The sequence below is a fragment of the Arcanobacterium pluranimalium genome, from assembly GCF_016907845.1.
In the GTDB taxonomy this organism is placed as follows: domain Bacteria; phylum Actinomycetota; class Actinomycetes; order Actinomycetales; family Actinomycetaceae; genus Arcanobacterium_A; species Arcanobacterium_A pluranimalium.
In genome coordinates this window covers 807,774-826,429 of sequence record NZ_JAFBCS010000001.1, presented here as the reverse complement: position 1 = coordinate 826,429, position 18,656 = coordinate 807,774, and the positions used below count along the sequence as shown (strand labels likewise).

The window sequence follows — 18,656 nt, the reverse complement described above, 5'->3', positions numbered from 1 at the left end:
TAGAACCGGCTCCTGACTAGCGCCCGCCGTGCACGACACTAACCCAAGACCTGCCCCGCACGATCATCCCCAAACGACATACGAACACATACGAAAAGGTGTGGGTGGCAGCGTCACCACTGCCACCCACACCTTTGAGCTATCTTCCACGTCAGTTATTGCCGTTGCTCAGCATAACCGACCCGAAAACTCAGATTACTTGGTGTAACCGATGTTTTCTGGAAGGAAGGTCTCGAATGCCGATGCACCGTAGTTTGCAAGGTTCTTTGGAACTGCAGTTAGGGTTGCACGGTAGTAGATCGGGATGGTCATTACGTTATCCCAAATGATCTTATCTACTTCGTTGGTCAGTTCGATACGCTTTTCTGCATCGGTTTCCGAAGCGACCTTCGTGATGTACTCAGCGATCTTTGGATCGTTCAAACCGGAGTAGTTCATCTTCGAGTTTGGACCGTAGATCTGGCCGATGTTAGCCATTGGGTATGGAGTACCTTGCCAGGTGAATGCAACAGTCTCGAATTCACCCTTGCCAATCTTGGTGAAGAATTCCTTAGAGGTGGTGTCCTCGAAATCAACCTTCACACCGATTTCCTTCATCTGGCTCTGCAGCGAAGCGCCCTCGTTAGCTGAGGTCGGGGTTTCTGGCAGACGCAGGTACTTGAAGCTCAGTGGCTTGCCGTCCTTCTCGTAGTACTTGGTGGTTTCATTGAACTTGTAACCAAGATCTTCGATTTCTTTCTTTGCTGCCTCTGGATCATACTTCACCGAGTTATCCTTGTAACCCTTCTGGTTTGGCATGAAGAAGTGGTTGCCCAGCTTCATATCCATCTTGGCGCTTGGAAGACCAGCGAGATCGGAAGCGATGATGTCGTCAGTGTTGATACCCTTTTGGATTGCTTGACGCATCTTCTTATCAGCAAGAACACCAGTCTTGGTATTCACGGTGAAGTGACGCCACTGCACCGAAGCCGACATCTTAATATCGCCATCCTGACGTCCCTTGGCGAGGCCGTAGGTTTCAGCGTCAACGATCATGTCCACGACGTCGAGCTCTTTGTTAGCAAAAGCAGTTGCCTGTGCGCTAACTTCCATTGCAGAGAGCGTAACGGTGTCGAGAAGTGGAGCTTCGCCCCACCAGTTCTCATTCTTGGACAAAGTAATAACACCCTTGGCGTTATCAACTGAGGCAACCTTGAATGGACCAGCGTAGTAGTTGTTGATCTTGGAAAGATCAGTCCAGCCCTTGTTGAAGGTTGCGGCATCCTTCATACCTTCAGCAGGGTAAACGCCGGAGAGGTTAGCAGACCAGTCTGGGTACTTCTTGCTGTACTTAACAACAACTTCAAACTGATCCTTGCCCTTTTCGATGCTGGAGATTTCCTTCCAACCATCATTAGATCCACAGAGGAACTGTGCATCTGGGTTAGCTTTTTCAGGATCAACGGCATCGTCGTTACATGCATCCCAGGTAGCCATGTAATCGGTGTAATCAATTGGGCGGCCCGAGTTCCACTTAGCCTTTGGATTGAGCTTGAGGGTAACGGTCTGCTTTACTGCACCGTCTTCCTTATCGTCAAACTTGTAGGACTCTACATAGTTCTTGTTCTCTTTGAACGTGCCATCTTCAGCGTAAATCCAGTTTCCAACGCCGATAAAATTGTTCAGGCGCGAAACATCGCTAGTGGTTCCATCGAACTGCATGTAGTTGTAGTTCGTTGGCATCGAGGAAATCGCGAGGCGGAGATTTCCGCCCTGTGCGAGTTTATCGCGGTCTACGCGGTTCACATCAGTACCTGGGAGCGACTTCGAGTCCGCTCCACCCTTGCCAGAATCCGCACTTGAACATGCTCCCAAGACGAGAGCTGCTGAAGCTAACAGTGCGAAACTTGCTTTCTTCAATCGCATATAAGTCCTCCTTCAGGACGAGTGGCTCCACAATTAACAACAAGGAAACCAAACTTATCCAATAGATTAATGAAGAATCATCGACTATGCACACCCCATAACCGAGCGTTACCATTTCGTTACTATTTTTTCGAGGAAAAAATAACGTTGGGAGTGAGTATCTCAACCCACTCCCAACGTTCCAAACCCGGCGTCGTCGCCCACTCTCAAGCGAGCGAACTGCCCAGCAAAAGCGCCATTTTCCTAGAAAAGATTCAACGGACGCGGATAGTAACAAGCCGCCTGATGATCCGGAGCAACCTGCGTATAATCCGGATGAGCACCGGCACAAACCTGCTTCTCGACTTCACCCAAAATCTCATATACTGGGCATCGCGTTACGAAGCGGCATCCCGACGGCGGATTCGCCGGCGAAGGCAAATCTCCCTTGAGAATCACGCGATTGCGCGAACGCTCTTTCTCCGGATCCGGAATTGGAATAGCCGAAAGCAAAGCCTGCGTATAAGGATGTTGCGGCTGCTCAAATACCGAATCCACATCGCCAATCTCCACAATCTTGCCCAGGTACATCACTGCCACACGGTCAGCAATATGACGCACCACAGATAGATCGTGAGCCACGAACAAATAAGAAAGCCCCAGCTGAGAACGCAAATTGTCAAGCAAGTTAATCACGCCTGCCTGAATCGACACGTCCAAAGCAGAAACCGGCTCATCAAGCACCAACAGACTCGGCTCAAGTGCAAGAGCACGGGCGATACCGATACGCTGACGCTGACCACCAGAGAAATTCCGCGGATAACGGTTCACATGGGAAGCTTCCAAACCAACGAGTTTCATCAGCTCAGCCACGCGCTTTTCAATATCAGCTTTCGCATAGCCGTTATATTTCAGAGGCTCAGCGATAATATCGAAAATCGGCATACGTGGATCGAGCGAAGCCATCGGATCTTGGAAAACCACCTGCAAATCCTTGCGGATACGCTTGCGATCAGCCCTGCTCATATCCTTGGTATCTTCACCAAGCACCACAATCTTGCCATCTTGCGGTTTGATCAGATCGAGCGCCTGTACGAGCGTCGTCGTCTTACCCGAACCAGACTCACCCACCAGACCAAGCGTCTCACCTTGGCGAATGTCGAACGAAACGCCGTCTACCGCATGCACGGTACCCACGCGACGCTTGAACACTGCACCTTTCATGAGCGGGAAGTACTTCTTCAAATTCTCAACCCGCAGCACTTCCTTGCGCTCTGCGCGCGGAATCTCGGACAGCGCCGGCGCCGCAGCTGCCGGAAGCGGATAAATATCGGTGTACTTGCGCGATTCATGGCGAATTTCAGCCGCCCGCACACAGGCAACCTTATGCGGATAAACGTCGTAGCTATTCTTGACTTCACGCAGCTCAGGCTCGCCACTCATACATTCTTTGCGAGCGACCGGGCAGCGTGGAGCAAATGGGCAACCCGTTGGCTCAAAAAGCATCGACGGCGGATTGCCCTCCACCGCAGCGAGCTGGAATTCTTTGCGCGCGTCGAGGCGTGGCAACGAACCGAGCAGGCCAATCGTATACGGCATAGCCGAGTGGTAGAAGATCTCGTCCACGTGGCCACTTTCCACCACACGACCGGCGTACATCACCATAACTTTATCCGCGAGTCCCGCAACTACGCCCAAATCGTGCGTAATCATGATGACGGCGGCGCCCGTTTCTTTCTGCGCCTTACGGAGCACATCCAAGATTTGCGCTTGAATCGTGACGTCGAGAGCGGTGGTAGGCTCATCAGCAATAATCAAATCTGGATTATTCGCGATTGCCATGGCAATCATCGCACGCTGGCGCATACCACCGGAGAACTCATGCGGGAAAGCTTTAACGCGGATCTCTGGATTTGGAATACCCACGATCTCTAGCAGCTCAATTGCGCGCTTGCGGGCATCCTCATCAGAAATATCTTGGTGGATCTGGAGTGCTTCAACGATCTGATCGCCAATCGTGTAAACCGGCGTCAGAGCAGAAAGCGGATCTTGGAACACCATTCCAACCGTCTTGCCGCGCACCTTAGAGAGGTACACATCAGAGCGACCCAGCATTTCCTGGCCGTGCAGCTTCACCGAACCTTCAAGTTTGGCGCTGGAATCCAGCAGACCCATAATCGCAAGCGAGGTCACGGACTTTCCTGAACCAGATTCGCCCACGACGCCGAGCACCTCACCTGCGTTCACGGTGAAATTCACGCCGCGAACCGCATGCACAATGCCGTCTTCTGAGGGGAACCGCACGTGTAGGTCAGTAACCTCAACAACTGGCACGCCCGGGCGCGCAGTTGGTAGATCATCCGATTCAAAAACAGGAGTATTCTTCTTGCTCATGCTTTGCCTCCCGACTTTGAGGTTGGATCAATTGCATCACGTAGGCCGTCGCCAATAAAGTTCACTGAAACGAGCATTATGACCAGCACGATAGCGGGCGATACGAACATCCACGGATGCGTCAATGCCGCAGCCTGCCCTTGACCGATCAACGAACCGAGCGAAACTTGTGGATCTTTAATTCCAAAGCCGAAGTATGACAGCGAGGTCTCAGAGAGCACGGCGGCCGCTACACCCAAGGTGAAGTCGATGATCAACAGCGAAGAAATATTGGGGATGATGTGGCGGGCAATCACAACCCGCGAGGGTACCGACATATATTTAGCAGCATTGACGTAATCAAGGCTCTTGACCGACATCGTCAACGCACGCACAACACGTGCCGTAAGCATCCAGCCAAAACCGGCAATGAGGATAATTAACCAGAATACCGACGAATCTTCGCCACCGATGTTCTGGGAAACAACTGCCAGGATCAAGAACGCTGGAATCACAAGCATAAGGTCGATGATCCACGTCGCGATACGGTCAAACAGACCACCAAAGTAAGCGGCGGCTGAACCGATAATCGCGGCGACCGTCGTCTGCAATGCGGCAACAGCGAAACCGATCAGCAAAGACTTGCGCATGCCTTCAACGGTCATCGCAAACATGTCTCGTCCCTGCTTATTGGTGCCAAACCAATGCTCGCCATCGGGCGGCATCAGATAGTGGGTACGGTCGCGTTCGAGGAAGTCCCACGGAGTGAGGAAGTGCCCGAAAATCGCGAGGAAAAGTACGAAAATAATGCCGACGACGCCCACAACCGCCGTCTTATTGCGCACGAATCGACGGAAAATAAGCTGCGAACGAGACAGGCGCTTGCCAACTTGCTGCGCTTTAACTTCCTCTGCGAGCAACTCGAGCACTTCGCGGCGCTCTTCGTCTGTAACCATCGAGGAGTGGACTGGTGTTTCCGCTGCTACTGGAGCACTCGGACCATGCGAGATCGGAGAATTAGCCAGTGGCTCTTTCGATATTGGATCATTCGTAGTCATTAGCCCACCCTCACTCGTGGATCAACAGCAGCAATAAAGAGATCGGACAGGAACGCACCTGTGAGCGTCGCCGCGCCCGAGAAGGCGACGACGGCTACCGTTCCGTTGATATCCATAGAACGGATCGTCTGTACACCGTAAATACCCATTCCTTGCCAGCCAAAGACCTGCTCAGTGATAGCACCGCCGAGAATCAGGGTAGCGATACCGAAAGCAAAATAGGTGGTGATAGGAATAAGGGAGGTGCGCAGCGCATGGCGGCGAATCGCTTTTCCAAAGCGCAGACCTTTAGCACGCGCAGTACGAACGTAGTCCTGCCCGAGGGTGTCGAGCATCAGATTTCGCTGGTAACGCGAGTAGGTAGCTAGGCCACCGAGCGACATCGAGATAGTTGGCAAGAGCAAGTGCTGCGCCCGATCAACAATCTGCGCAAATGTGCCCTCTGGCGGCACCGCAGCGGTGGGGCCAATAAATTCGAAGAATTGCACCCCCATCTTCTGATTCGCCCAAGTTGCTGCAATCTGCAGGAATACTGCATAAACCATCACTGGCGTGGAAACAATAAGCATTGAGAAAATTGTGAGGACGCGATCACGCTTTGAGTACTGATGCACAGCAGACCAGGCACCGAGTGCCACGCCACCAAAAATACCAATGAGGAAGCCCAACACCACAAGCTGCAAGCTTACAAAAATACGATTGCCAATTTCTTCATTGACTGGCGCACCCTTAGGCGAATAACCCCAGTTCCACTCAGTGAAAACGAGACGGTTCCATTCGACGAAACGCTCCAAAACCGGCGTCTGTGGATTGATATTCCACTGGTACAAACGCGTATCAACCGCGGCAATCACCGCTTCAGGATTGACGTTCGCTTTGGACGTCAGCTCCGATTCAATGGTCATGGTGCGCGGATCAAGCTGCGTTCCAGCCAAGATGTAAGCGATTGTGACCGCCACAATCAATAAGACTGCATAGTTCAGCAGTCTCCTCAACAAGAATTTAAACATGCGAGGCATCCTCTTCTTCGGTGTTTACTAGCGGAATTACAAGTACCCACCAATTAAAATCACCAGTACTTTATGGTCTGGTTAGGAAGTCTATAACCTTTCCTTACCTTAATGCCATTTCGTCCATATATCATTTCAAGCCCTTATGCAGCACGATTCACAGCTCACAATTCGATTCGCTGCGACGAGACAACTAGGGTTAAATTGTGCATATTCTCAATTTATTGGGCTATGGCCCCTTGGACTACATGCTTGTTGACCATATTCAACGCAAAATCCACGCGCAAGTGAGCGCGCTGGAAGCTCCCGACACGTTTATTATTTGGGAATCTCGAGACGTATACACAGCTGGCCGCAAGACCAAACCCGAGGATATTCCAGACACAAATGTGCCGGTAATCACAATGGACAGAGGTGGTTCGGTGACGTACCACGGCCCCGGACAGCTCGTAATCTACCCCATCGTCAAAGTAGCTCCACCAAAAGACGTCGTGACCTTCGTGCGCAACACAGAAGCCGCCGTCATCGACGCCATGCGTGAATACGATCTCGCGACCCAGCAGGTCGAGGGGCGCTCCGGCGTCTGGATCCTCAACGAGGGCGAACAGGACAAAAAGCTGTGCGCAATCGGAATCAAATTCGCCCACGATACGAGCCTGCACGGATTAGCTCTCAATGTGTGCACTGACCTGGAACGCTTCATGCGCGTCATTCCCTGCGGTTTGAACGATGCCGGCGTGGCAACGTTGCGTGAGCGAGGGATCGAAGTTTCGCTCGACGATGTCGCTACCAGGCTCATTCCTCACCTCGCTAAAGCTTATGAGCCATTATTGCTACGCCACCACGAATCGAGTGACGCCGATTTCCCACAACTTGATCCACAAACATATATTCGTGAAGCTCACAATTGTGCGGATTCTTCAGCTTTACCTCCAAAAACAGGAGTACCATGGACACAAGTCGGGACTAAAGGCACTAATACCAGTGCTTGAATGCCAACGGCCGCAGTTTAGACCTCAAGAAGTTAATAAAATCGTTGAACTCAGTTGATTCAAAGGAGAAATAATGGGGACTCCATCGAGAGTTAATCCAGAGGGACGCAAGCTCTTGCGGGTAGAAGCGCGCAATATGGAGACCCCAATCGAGCAAAAACCCAGCTGGATCAAAACAACGGCCACAGTCGGCAAAGAGTACAACGACATGCGCGAACGCGTTCATGGCGCCTCGCTCCACACCGTGTGTGAAGAGGCGAACTGCCCCAATATTTACGAATGTTGGGAAGACCGCGAAGCATCGTTCCTGATCGGCGGAGATATTTGCACCCGTCGCTGCGATTTCTGTTTTATCAAAACTGGGCGTCCAGAGAGCTACGACCGCGACGAACCGCGACGGGTAGCCGAAAAAGTGCGCGAAATGGATCTGAACTACACCACGATCACTGGCGTGACGCGCGACGATCTCGAAGACGGTGCAGCCTGGCTTTACGCCGAAACGTGCCGTCTGATTCATGAAACTAGCCCTAATACCGGCGTTGAGCTGCTCATCGACGATATGCGTGGGGGCGCTCCTGCCCTCAAGCAAGTTTTCGATTCTCGCCCGGAAGTGCTGGCACACAACCTCGAGACTGTGCCACGCATTTTCAAGAAGATTCGTCCGGCTTTCCGTTACGAGCGCTCACTTGATCTCATCACATTCGCATCGGAGAGCGGCTTGATTACGAAGTCGAATCTGATCTTGGGTATGGGCGAAACGCACGACGAAGTCTTAGAAACTATGCAAGATCTGCGCGATGCTGGCTGCGATATTCTTACGATCACACAGTATTTGCGGCCCTCGCCAGTGCATCACCCAATTGACCGTTGGGTCAAACCTCAAGAATTCGTGGAGCTGAGCAAGGCTGGATACGAAATGGGCTTTGCTGGAATTATGGCTGGTCCGCTGGTGCGCTCCTCATACCGTTCGGGTACTTTGTGGGCGCGGGCAATGCGCGCTAAAGGTTGGGAAATCCCAGCTAATTTGCGCGCAATCGGCAATGATGAGGCCACCCCACGCCAAGAGGCTAGCTCGGTGCTGGCACGGCTTCAATAAGCTTTTAAGTTCTCGCCCTGAGTTCGGGGTTTGCCCTAGTTCCGGTGCTTACGCACAGGCGCAGGTGTCACGCACCTCCTCCATGCGTACGCACAGGCGCCGACGTCGTACCTAGGCGCCGTCTCCGTCCTTAAACACAGGCTCCGGCACGCAAGAATCAGACAGCCCCCGCCGATTTCAATGCCTCAACGAGTTTTTCGCGATCCACTTTCCCATTTGCAGTGGTAGGGAAAACCTCCATCGCCACAACATATTTGGGAAGCTTGTATCGGGCGAGCTTCTGAGCAGCGAACTCTTGAATTTGCTGCAAGCTCGGAGCGTCCATTCCCTGTTTAACAATTACTGCCGCAGCAATCGCCTCACCCCAGACGGGATCAGGCACACCCACCACAGCGCAATCTGAGATCGCTTCATGCGCTCCTACCACGGCCATCACTTCTTCTGGAGAAACTTTCTCTCCACCTGTGTTAATGAGGTGATGGAGCCGGCCTTTCACCCATAAAAGCCCATCATTATCGCAGCTCACGAGATCACCGGTGTGTAGCCAACCATTGCGAATTCCTGCCGCAGTGGCCTCATCATCGTGCCAATATTCCTCAACCACGTTCGGGCCGCGCAAAATGAGCTCGCCCACTTCGCCAGCGGCACAATCCTCGCCTGTTTCAGGATTGACGATTCGCGCTTCTACATGCGCAAAAGGTCGGCCAATCGATCCCGCTGCGCTACCAAGATGCTCCGCCGATAAGCAACAACCCGAAGCCGACGTTTCGGTCATTCCCCACACGTTGAGAGCCGGCAAACCAGCCTCCTGCATGCGCAACAAAAGCGCTGGTGAACTCACCGCTCCCCCAATAAGCGGCAAGCGGAAAGCACTCAAATCTGTTTCTGCAAAATGCGGGTGGTTCATCAATGCGGCATAGATCGTCGGCACGCCAAACATCATCGCCACGTGATGCTTTTCAAGCCGATACAGCACCTCAGCAGGGTCGAATTCCCGCACAACCACCACCGTGCCGCCGTGGCTGAACAGATCGATAGTTGTGCCATTGAAGCCGCCGATATGGGTTAGCGGCGCCACCACAAGCTCAACATCCAGATTTGAATACTCAAATCCCTCTCGAAAATTGCGCGACCCCCACCATAAATTCTCATGCGTAAGCCCAACCGGCTTCGGTTTTCCGGTAGAACCCGAGGTAAAAAGGATAGCCCCCAAGCCCTCGTAGTATCGAATCACATTGAGCGCTGTGTCGGTTTCTTTCACGACGCCGGTGGTGACGAATTCGCCGTCGCAGCGTTTTGCGTCCGTGATCGGCTGGTATCCATGCGCAACGACGACGCCCACATCTGTAGCTGGTAGCGGAGCGTGGGGATCGTCGTCGATAACGATATATTTCAGACCTGTGCTTACACCTGCATGCGCGCCCTCATACGAACCCGTGCTTTCACACGAACCCACACCAGCAAACGCACCTGCACCCACACCTTCATCCAATTCCGCGAGCACATCATCAAAGACGCCGCCAGCAGCGGTTTCTGGATCAGCAACAACCATCACCGGCGCGGCGATAGCGAGTAATTGTGCTAACTCAGGGCGCGAAAGCCGATACGATATGGGCACAAACACCGCGCCAATTCGCGCACAAGCTACGTGAAGTAGCAGGTGATATGGCGAATTTCGCGCAATGAGGCACACGCGATCGCCCTCATTAACCCCGTGCTCTAACAAAAACTGGGCCAGTTGGCGCGTATAAAATGCCGCCTGCGCAACCGTATAGTTTTGTTCGCTATAGTGAATAGATATGCGATTCGGGTGTGCTTGAGCAGCACGGTCTAAGCTGTGTGCTGGATTGTAAAATGCTCGGTTAGGCACCGTGGAAGTATCCTTCTAGAACGCGTGAGAGGTCGATCAAATCGGTTGGAGAAGAAATTTCTCGAACTGAATGCATAGACAGCAACGGAATTCCCACGTCAACCGTAATTATTCCCAAGCGCTGTGTCGTGAGCGGACCAATCGTCGTACCGCATGGCACATCGTTGTTTGACACAAATTCTTGGCAAGCCACACCTGCATAATCGCAGGCACGCAGCCAGAGCGCCTTGCCCTCGGCTTCAGTTGCATAACGCTGATTGCCATTGATTTTCAGTAAAGGGCCACTGCCCAGCACCGGATGATGGTCTGGGTCGTGTTTTTCTGGTTTATTAGGGTTAATTGAGTGACCCGCATCAGCAGAAATACACGAAGAATTGGCAAGCATTCGCTGGAATCCCTCTTCGCCTTGTGCCACCGGCGCGTCCAAACCTGCATGAAGACGACGCAACATCGCTTCCAAAAATGGCCCACAAGCGCCCGTGAACGTCGTTGACCCAACTTCTTCATGGTCAAACGCCACCATTATTTGCACGTCGTCACACTCAGAGTCATCCGTGGCAAGAAAAGCCTGCAACGAGGCATAAACGGAACTGAGGTTATCCTGGCGCCCTGCCGCGAAGAAATCGCTACCTTGGCCTCCGTAGATAGCTGGGGCCGCGGCGTCGTAAGCATAGAGATCCATGCCTGCGATACGCTCCGCATCGAGATCGGCACATGCCGCAACCTGCTCAAACATCGAGTTTTCACCAATCGCCCAGATCGGATGATAATCACGCTGCGCCGAAAGTTCTAGATGGGTGTTCACAGAGCGATCAAGATGCGGGGCTAGCTGCGGAATCACCATTAAAGGCGGAGTTTTGACGAGGTGAACTTCACCGTCGATTGTGGCCACTTGCCCTGCCAGGCCAAGATCGCGATTCAACCACGAATTGAGGAGCGGTCCCCCATATACTTCCACGTTGACCTGCGAAAAACCGTGCTGGAAAGAGTCAGGATTCGGTTTGACCTTAAACGACGGCGAATCGGTGTGCGAACCTACGATACGGAATCCGACGTCGGGGGTTACTTTTCGCGGAAGTCGCCAAGCGAGAATGGCTCCGGATCGTCGCACGAATCCACGCTGGTGGCACTGCCACGTTTCATGTTCGTCTTGCTGAACGTAGCCAGCCACGGCCAACAGCTGCGCGGATTCTTCAACTGCGTGATAGGACGACGGTGATTTCACAATAAAATCTGCGTACTTCGAAATAAAAGAATCTGCTGCTTGTTGGCTATCGGAAATGTGGTCGTCGATGCCGGTCTCATAATGCGCCATACGTCCAGTGTATTGCGCTTAAGCGGATTACCCAAGTGCACTTATACTGGCGGCCGCGCCTCAATTACCCAAGCGCACCAAGCAGGAGTAGCCACGCGTCGTGGCCAGGGCGTATCACGTCGTTATGGTTGGCGTCAGGAACGATCGCAATATTAAAAGGCTCGCTCGCCAAATCGCGTGTGCGCTGCACCGGGATGGTGGCGTCCAGCGCGCCGTGAATAATATCAAGGCGATAACCAGCACTGCTAAAGCCATCGGCGCCCAGCCGCGCATAACGCACCGCAGGATCAAATTCTTGGTAGACATCCGGAATTTCTGCGGGAGTGCCGCCAAGCCAATGAATCGTTGCGGCGGACGACAGGCTCGGCGTTTCCTCAGCGTCACGGCGCAAATCAAAAATTGGTGCTAAAACCACACCGTGCGATGGCCGCAGTTCGGTGTCAAATAACACGTTGAGCACGTTTAATGACCCTGCCGAGTGCCCGAGCCAGGTAGCTTCGGCAAGCTGTGGGTGGCGAGCCAAAGTTGCCATATCTTCCAAGGAAACTGCTGGATTGCCAGGGATTCGCCTAAACTCAGGCAGTGCGATACGGTAGCCGACTTCCCCGAGTGACAGTGCAGATGGACGCAGGTAACGCAGCGTTCCGTCCTCGTGGAAGAAACCGCCGTGGATAAAACAAATTACTTTGCCGTCTTCAGGCCCGTACCATTCAATATATTGATCTGGATGAACGCCGTAGCGTTCAATTTCTTCGCTGGCAACATCAAGAGCAAGCAAGTTTTCGAGAACTTGCTTCTCTGGTGTTTTTTCTATATCGGCAGCGAATGAATCCATAATCCTTATTTTCTCTCGGTTACACTTACAGCCAAAAATCTACGACGCCTCGGGAGACACCGTAGATTTCCCAGCTCAGTATACCTGCGATCAAACCGGCCCGGTTTTCACAAGCACGCGGGTAAGTATATCGGCATTGCCTGGTATACGCACCAAACATATGCTGTTGTTACCCTTTTGCAATCTTTTTTGTACTGGCAGAATGCGCATCTGCGTCCTATTTGCGACAATCGCCACGAAAGACGGCAACGAATTGGTAACGGGATTGTTTGGTCTGACCTGGGCTAACTTCGCGGCGGTTTATTCTTCAGTGTCGAAGTCTTTGAGGAATCCGCGCTGCGCATGCTCACTGACCGAACCCGGATTGTACTTTTCTTGCACAAAGTCGATGGCATCGCTGGCTTTCATTCCCTCAAAAATCGCCAGAATCGCGAGCGCAGTCCCAGTGCGCCCCACTCCGCCAGAGCAGGTGATTTCTACAAGTTCATTATCGGCACGCTGCCAGATTTCGCGCAATGACTGAATTGCCTGGGCAGGACGCCGGGGCAGCCTATAATCAGGCCAATCTATTGTGATCGTTTCACCGGCGCCGATAACGCCGTTATTGGAAAACTCTTTGCCCGATGCGGTAGTCAAAACAACAGAAATATCGGCATCTTCACTAACTGATGCTCGCCAAGAACGACCACGTACCTGGCGCCCTGAAGGGAACTCCACCACGCCGTCGGTATCATGCCACTGTTTCATATTTCCGCCTAACCGTCTCTGGTTAATGCGATTCTAAACATGGCGAGCATGCTGGACACAAACAAAATATCCGCAAATCCCTATTTCTAGACAGACTTCACACTATTTTCTAGACACAGCCCACATTATTTGAGAACATTTTTATATAGGACGTATTTCCCAAGAGAGAAATTCTGCGCACCTGCCCCCTTTCTGGACTAAGCTAGTGCTAGAGAGGCAAATCAACGTGACAACCCGAGGGAGAGTTGAAACATGGCACGTATTATCTACACACACACCGACGAATCGCCGATGCTCGCAACCGCGTCATTCCTTCCTATTGTGAAAGCATTTGCTTCACAAGCAGGTGTGGCAGTAGAAGAACGTGACATTTCACTTTCCGGGCGTATCCTCGCGGCACTGTCCGACTACCTACCGCAGTCGCAGCGCACCAGCGACGCCTTAGCTGAGCTCGGCGAACTAGCCAAAACTCCCGAAGCTAATATCATCAAGCTGCCCAATATTTCCGCCTCACTTCCCCAGCTCTTGGCAGCCATTAAAGAGCTGCAAGCACACGGCTACGATCTGCCAGAATATCCCTCTGATCCGCGCACTGACGAAGAACGCGATATTCGCGCCCGTTATGACGCCGTGAAAGGTTCTGCAGTTAACCCCGTTCTTCGCGAGGGAAACTCCGATCGTCGTGCACCTCAAGCTGTTAAGAATTACGCCAAAGCTCACCCACACCGGATGGGCGCTTGGGATCCGCAGTCAAAGACGACGGTGGCGACGATGCGTCACGGCGACTTCCGTTCCAACGAAAAGGCCGTCGTCATCGAAAAGGACGACGCCGTATCCATCGTTCACGTCGATGCAGCAGGTAACGAAACGGTGCTGCGTGCCGATATTCCTGTGCTTGCTGGCGAAATCTTCGACTCAACCAAAATGGAAGCACGCGCACTTGACGCTTTCCTCGCTGAGCAAGTACGTTTTGCCAAAAAGCAAGGTGTGCTGTTTTCTGCGCACCTCAAAGCCACAATGATGAAAGTGTCCGACCCGGTTATTTTCGGGCATGTGGTGCGTGCATTCTTCCCTGAGACGTTCGCCAAGTATGGCGAGGCACTTGAGGCGGACGGCTTGCTCGCTTCGAATGGCTTGGGTTCCATACTCGAGGGAATCTCCCAGCTCAGCCAGGGTAACGACATTCGCGCTTCCTTTGAAGAAGAGATGGTCAATGGGCCGGCGCTGGCCATGGTCAATTCCGACAAAGGCATCACGAGTCTGCACGTACCCTCAGATGTGATTATTGATGCATCAATGCCTGCAATGATCCGCAATTCCGGGCAAATGTGGGGAGCAGACGGCAGCCCGGCAGATACCCTGGCAGTGATCCCAGATTCCACTTATGCAGGCGTATATGACGTTGTGGTTGAAGATTGCAAGAAGAATGGCGCCTTTGATCCAGCAACGATGGGTACTGTGCCAAACGTCGGATTAATGGCACAAAAGGCTGAAGAATACGGTTCACACGATAAGACGTTCGTGATCGATGCCGATGGCACAGTGGAAGTACGCCTTGGTAACGGCCACGTTGTGATGACGCAGAGCGTGAAAGTTGGCGATATTTACCGTAGCTGCCAGGCAAAAGATGCGCCTATTCACGATTGGGTGCAGTTGGCAGTGCGCCGAGCACGCATCTCCGGTATGCCTGCCGTGTTCTGGCTCGATCCTGAGCGTGCGCATGACCGGGCTCTGCGAGCTAAGGTCGAAGCTTACTTGGCGGATGAGGACACTAACGGGCTTGATATTCGCATTATGAGTCCAGCTGAGGCAGCCCAGTTCTCGGTAGATCGTATTCGCCGCGGTGAGGACACAATCTCAGTAACTGGCAATGTGCTGCGCGATTACCTCACCGATTTGTTCCCGATCATGGAGTTGGGCACCTCAGCGAAGATGCTTTCGGTGGTGCCGCTCATGGCCGGTGGTGGACTCTTTGAAACTGGCGCGGGCGGCTCGGCGCCGAAGCACGTGCAGCAGCTCGTGGAGGAAAACTACTTGCGTTGGGATTCGCTTGGCGAGTTCTTGGCATTGGCGGAGAGCTTGCGGCAATTTGCCCGCTTTACTGGCAATAAGCAGGCGAGCGTCTTGGCTGATTGCCTTGACCGCGCCACCGAACGTCTCCTCAACGAAAATAAATCTCCCTCACGCCGTCTTGGCGGAATCGACAATCGCGGCTCGCATGCCTGGATTGCGATTTGGTGGGCTGATGAGCTCGTAAAACAGAACGACGACGCCGAGCTCGCCGCAGCATTCGCGCCATTCGCTGGACGTTTGGCAAACGCCGCGCACGATATTGAGCGAGAACTCATTGAGGCCCAGGGCACGAGCGTGGATATCGGTGGTTACTACCACCCAGACCGCTCGAAACTTGCCGAGGTGATGCGCCCATCAGCCACCCTCAATGAGATAATTTCTGAGCTCGACAAAAACTAGGATTCAGTAACTCAGGTATTCGGCAATTGAGATATTCTGCTTGGTATGGTCAGGCAGTAGCCCAGCCATACCAAGCAGAATATCTCATAATGCTTAGCTAAAGCACTCTTTCACTCAGCTTACGCGCACCACGGTACGACCAGTGCCTTTACCAGCCAAAAGTTCGCGAGAAACTGATCTCACATCAGCTAACTCCACCTCTGAGGTGATCGCATCAAGGAGAGCGGGATCTAATGCGCGACCAAGTAGCTCCCAAGCGGCGAGGCGACGTTCGTAATCAACGAGCACTGAGTTCACACCGAGCAGATTTACGCCGCGCAAGATAAACGGCATTACGGTACAAGAAAGCTGTGCTCCGCCTGCCAAACCGCATGCCGCCACAGCACCGTTATGCTCAATAGCTGCCAATACGCTCGCGAGGATATCTCCACCAACGGTATCGACAGCACCAGCCCACCGTTGCTTCACCAGAGGCTTCCCATTGGCATTCACTTCATCACGAGAGAGAATCTGCCTCGCACCGAGCATGGTGAGCTGCTGGCTCAAAGCCTCCTTACGACCCGTCACTGCATGTACCTCATAGCCAAGCCCTGCAAGAAGCGCAACCGCGATAGAACCCACGCCACCACCTGCTCCGGTGACGAGGATCGGGCCCTTGCCTTGATCTATTCCTGCGTCCTGTAAAGCCATCACGCACAAAGCAGCAGTGTAACCAGCTGTGCCAATTGCTGCCGCTTGCTTGGCAGAAAAAGACTTCGGCAAAGCGATAAGCGCATCAGTGCTCACACATGCCAGCTCAGAGAGTCCACCATGTTTTTCTTCGCCGATTCCCGCACCGGTGAGCACCACAGTCGCACCTGGCTTCCAGTGCGAATCCGAAGATTCAACCACTTCACCTACGAGATCGATACCTGGAATGAGTGGGTGTTTACGAATGATTCCAGGTTTTCCCTCAAGCGCTAGTGCATCTTTATAATTGATGCTTGAATATGTGACGCGTACGACGACGCGCGGTTCCGTTTCCCGAGGTAGGCGCGATACGGCGTCGTCGCCCTTATTAACGCAAGGCGAGCCCGCGAGAATGAAACTTTCATCGAAACCTTCGAACGAGGCTTGGGCGTGATCTGCATCTTTACGGACGATCCACGCTTTGAAAGTTGAGTGCTGCATATACGGCTCTTTCTTGTGAGGTTCCTTGTAACCAGTACGGTTAACACCTGCAATTATACTTCTTTCTTTCATCCGAACCGTGACGAAGTGAGAGTCTGATCAAAAACACCTACAGTCCACATACTGATACAACAGGCATCACTATGATGAACACTCTTTCAATATTCAGCGAAATTCGCTAGACTTTTTCAGTGAAATTCTTAAATGACCTTAAACCAATCATGGATCTGACCTACGACGACGTTTTCATGGTGCCTTCGCGTTCTGCAGTTGGCTCCCGAAACAGCGTCGATCTCCGCACTGCCGACGGATCGGGCACAACAATTCCGCTCGTCGTCGCCAATATGACGGCAATTTCTGGAAAGCGGATGGCTGAGACAGTAGCGCGCCGCGGCGGAATCGCAATTATCCCCCAAGACATCCCAGTTGATGTGGTGGTGGAGAATATCCGGGAAGTAAAGTCTCGTCATCTGGTGTACGACACTCCTGTGACTATCAAACCACATCACACCTGCGGATATGCGCTCGGCCTATTGCCAAAACGTTCACATGGTGCGGCAATCGTGGTCAATCCCGAAACAAATATTCCCGTGGGAATCGTAGAGGAATCGGATATCACTGGCGTAGATCGTTTCACTCAAGTTCGTGAAATGATGAGCACCAAACTGTTCACGATTAAAGAGGGCACCGACGCGCAAGAAGCTTTTGCTACTCTTAAGGCTGCGCATCATGATCTAGCTCCAGTAGTGAACGAATCGGGTGCACTCGTTGGTATTCTTACTCGCGCCGGCGCAGTTCGCTCCACGATTTACCAGCCTGCGGTTGACGCACACAACCAGCTTCGCATTGGCGCTGCTATTGGTATGAACGGCGATCCGGCAGCTAAAGCGGTACAACTGGTTGAAGCAGGCGTGGATATCATCGTGGTTGACACCGCTCATGGCCACCAAGACAAGATGATCGACGCCGTCAAGGCCGTTCGTTCCGTAGTACCGGACGGTTTCCCAGTTGTAGCCGGAAATGTGGTTGCCGCAGCCGGAGTGCGCGACTTGGTGGAGGCCGGTGCATCGATCGTCAAAGTAGGTGTGGGACCAGGCGCAATGTGCACCACCCGTATGCAAACAGGCGTGGGGCGTCCACAGTTTTCGGCCGTGCTTGAGTGCGCCACTGAAGCAGCGAAATACGGCGCACACGTATGGGCCGACGGCGGTGTGCGCCATCCTCGCGATGTCGCCTTAGCTCTTGCCGCGGGTGCATCCAATGTGATGATCGGTTCGTGGTTTGCCGGCACGTACGAATCACCTGGAGATTTACACTACGACGCGAACGGACGCCCGTACAAGGAATCATTCGGCATGGCATCGAAACGAGCAGTGCGGCGTCGAACTGCAGGAGAATCTGATTTCGATAGGGCACGAAAAGCGCTATTTGAAGAAGGAATTTCCGTAGCGCGTATGTTTATCGATCCGGAACGTCCAGGCGTTGAAGACTTGATCGACCAGATCATCTCCGGCGTGCGTTCCTCGTTCACCTATGCGGGAGCACGCACAATTGAGGAATTCCACGAGCGGGCGATCGTAGGAATTCAGTCGGCATCTGGCTATCGTGAGGGCGCACCAGTACCACAGTCGTGGTGAGATTGTTAGTGATCGTAGTTGATGCGGTGGTGAGTTGTTTGCTTAGCTGAGCTCGCCTCATAGGTAAGTCAACTCAACATAGCAGTGTGGGGAGCGCGAACGATTATCGCACTCCCCACACTATGTTTATCCAGCGGCCGGCGAAAGTCAACAAGCGATCACTCAGACAGAGTTCGCAGTTGCACCTGCTAGGCGGA

The 18,656-nt window shown here is 52.9% G+C and carries 13 protein-coding genes; 4 read left to right on the top strand and 9 right to left on the bottom strand.

Annotated features, from left to right (window positions below; translation table 11 throughout):
- Positions 1-195: 195 nt before the first annotated feature.
- The 4 genes from JOD55_RS03450 to JOD55_RS03435 form a co-directional block, all read right to left on the bottom strand.
- On the bottom strand, positions 196-1,905 hold the full coding sequence (locus JOD55_RS03450; RefSeq protein WP_204398690.1) for an ABC transporter family substrate-binding protein: 1,710 nt from the start codon (positions 1,903-1,905) through the stop codon (positions 196-198).
- Between the two features lie 243 nt (positions 1,906-2,148).
- Entirely contained in the window at positions 2,149-4,278 is a 2,130-nt protein-coding gene (locus JOD55_RS03445; RefSeq protein ID WP_204398688.1) for an ABC transporter ATP-binding protein, read from the bottom strand.
- Entirely contained in the window at positions 4,275-5,315 is a 1,041-nt protein-coding gene (locus tag JOD55_RS03440; RefSeq protein WP_239538953.1) for an ABC transporter permease, read from the bottom strand. The genes JOD55_RS03445 and JOD55_RS03440 overlap by 4 nt, the downstream gene beginning before the upstream one ends.
- Positions 5,315-6,325 (bottom strand): ABC transporter permease, encoded by a 1,011-nt coding sequence (locus tag JOD55_RS03435; RefSeq protein ID WP_204398687.1) that lies wholly within the window; start codon positions 6,323-6,325, stop codon positions 5,315-5,317. The genes JOD55_RS03440 and JOD55_RS03435 overlap by 1 nt, the downstream gene beginning before the upstream one ends.
- A 206-nt stretch (positions 6,326-6,531) precedes the next feature.
- Between JOD55_RS03435 and lipB the strand changes: the two genes are divergently transcribed.
- Positions 6,532-7,317, top strand: coding sequence for a lipoyl(octanoyl) transferase LipB (lipB, locus tag JOD55_RS03430; protein ID WP_204398681.1), 786 nt, complete (start codon positions 6,532-6,534; stop codon positions 7,315-7,317).
- Between the two features lie 73 nt (positions 7,318-7,390).
- Positions 7,391-8,413, top strand: coding sequence for a lipoyl synthase (gene lipA, locus JOD55_RS03425; RefSeq protein WP_204398679.1), 1,023 nt, complete (start codon positions 7,391-7,393; stop codon positions 8,411-8,413).
- Between the two features lie 157 nt (positions 8,414-8,570).
- Here the strand turns inward: lipA and JOD55_RS03420 are convergent, their stop codons facing one another.
- The 4 genes from JOD55_RS03420 to JOD55_RS03405 form a co-directional block, all read right to left on the bottom strand.
- Positions 8,571-10,283 (bottom strand): AMP-binding protein, encoded by a 1,713-nt coding sequence (locus JOD55_RS03420; protein WP_204398677.1) that lies wholly within the window; start codon positions 10,281-10,283, stop codon positions 8,571-8,573.
- Positions 10,276-11,598, bottom strand: a complete 1,323-nt coding sequence (locus JOD55_RS03415; RefSeq protein ID WP_204398675.1) for a M18 family aminopeptidase — start codon at positions 11,596-11,598, stop codon at positions 10,276-10,278. The genes JOD55_RS03420 and JOD55_RS03415 overlap by 8 nt, the downstream gene beginning before the upstream one ends.
- A 64-nt stretch (positions 11,599-11,662) precedes the next feature.
- Complete coding sequence (locus JOD55_RS03410; RefSeq protein WP_204398674.1) at positions 11,663-12,433, bottom strand: alpha/beta hydrolase family protein; 771 nt, start codon at positions 12,431-12,433, stop codon at positions 11,663-11,665.
- Positions 12,434-12,733: 300 nt separating this feature from the next.
- On the bottom strand, positions 12,734-13,180 hold the full coding sequence (locus JOD55_RS03405; RefSeq protein WP_204398673.1) for a protein-tyrosine phosphatase family protein: 447 nt from the start codon (positions 13,178-13,180) through the stop codon (positions 12,734-12,736).
- A 252-nt stretch (positions 13,181-13,432) separates the two neighbouring features.
- Here JOD55_RS03405 and JOD55_RS03400 point away from each other — a divergent pair, with 252 nt between their 5' ends.
- A complete protein-coding gene (locus JOD55_RS03400; RefSeq protein ID WP_204398672.1) occupies positions 13,433-15,652 on the top strand; it encodes an NADP-dependent isocitrate dehydrogenase in 2,220 nt (739 codons plus the stop codon).
- Between the two features lie 114 nt (positions 15,653-15,766).
- Here the strand turns inward: JOD55_RS03400 and JOD55_RS03395 are convergent, their stop codons facing one another.
- Complete coding sequence (locus tag JOD55_RS03395) at positions 15,767-16,894, bottom strand: MDR family oxidoreductase (RefSeq protein ID WP_204398671.1); 1,128 nt, start codon at positions 16,892-16,894, stop codon at positions 15,767-15,769.
- A gap of 119 nt (positions 16,895-17,013) precedes the next feature.
- Here JOD55_RS03395 and JOD55_RS03390 point away from each other — a divergent pair, with 119 nt between their 5' ends.
- Positions 17,014-18,459 (top strand): GuaB1 family IMP dehydrogenase-related protein, encoded by a 1,446-nt coding sequence (locus JOD55_RS03390; protein ID WP_204398670.1) that lies wholly within the window; start codon positions 17,014-17,016, stop codon positions 18,457-18,459.
- Positions 18,460-18,656 lie beyond the last annotated feature (197 nt).

Excerpts from the sequence above, each read along its gene's own strand:
- JOD55_RS03450 (WP_204398690.1), bottom strand. The coding sequence starts at position 1,905 with ATGCGATTGAAGAAAGCAAGTTTCGCACTGTTAGCTTCAGCAGCTCTC.
- JOD55_RS03435 (WP_204398687.1), bottom strand. The coding sequence starts at position 6,325 with ATGTTTAAATTCTTGTTGAGGAGACTGCTGAACTATGCAGTCTTATTG.
- JOD55_RS03410 (WP_204398674.1), bottom strand. The coding sequence starts at position 12,433 with ATGGATTCATTCGCTGCCGATATAGAAAAAACACCAGAGAAGCAAGTT.
- JOD55_RS03405 (WP_204398673.1), bottom strand. The coding sequence starts at position 13,180 with ATGAAACAGTGGCATGATACCGACGGCGTGGTGGAGTTCCCTTCAGGG.
- JOD55_RS03400 (WP_204398672.1), top strand. The coding sequence starts at position 13,433 with ATGGCACGTATTATCTACACACACACCGACGAATCGCCGATGCTCGCA.
- JOD55_RS03445 (WP_204398688.1), bottom strand. The coding sequence starts at position 4,278 with ATGAGCAAGAAGAATACTCCTGTTTTTGAATCGGATGATCTACCAACT.
- lipA (WP_204398679.1), top strand. The coding sequence starts at position 7,391 with ATGGGGACTCCATCGAGAGTTAATCCAGAGGGACGCAAGCTCTTGCGG.
- JOD55_RS03395 (WP_204398671.1), bottom strand. The coding sequence starts at position 16,894 with ATGAAAGAAAGAAGTATAATTGCAGGTGTTAACCGTACTGGTTACAAG.
- JOD55_RS03440 (WP_239538953.1), bottom strand. The coding sequence starts at position 5,315 with ATGACTACGAATGATCCAATATCGAAAGAGCCACTGGCTAATTCTCCG.
- JOD55_RS03415 (WP_204398675.1), bottom strand. The coding sequence starts at position 11,598 with ATGGCGCATTATGAGACCGGCATCGACGACCACATTTCCGATAGCCAA.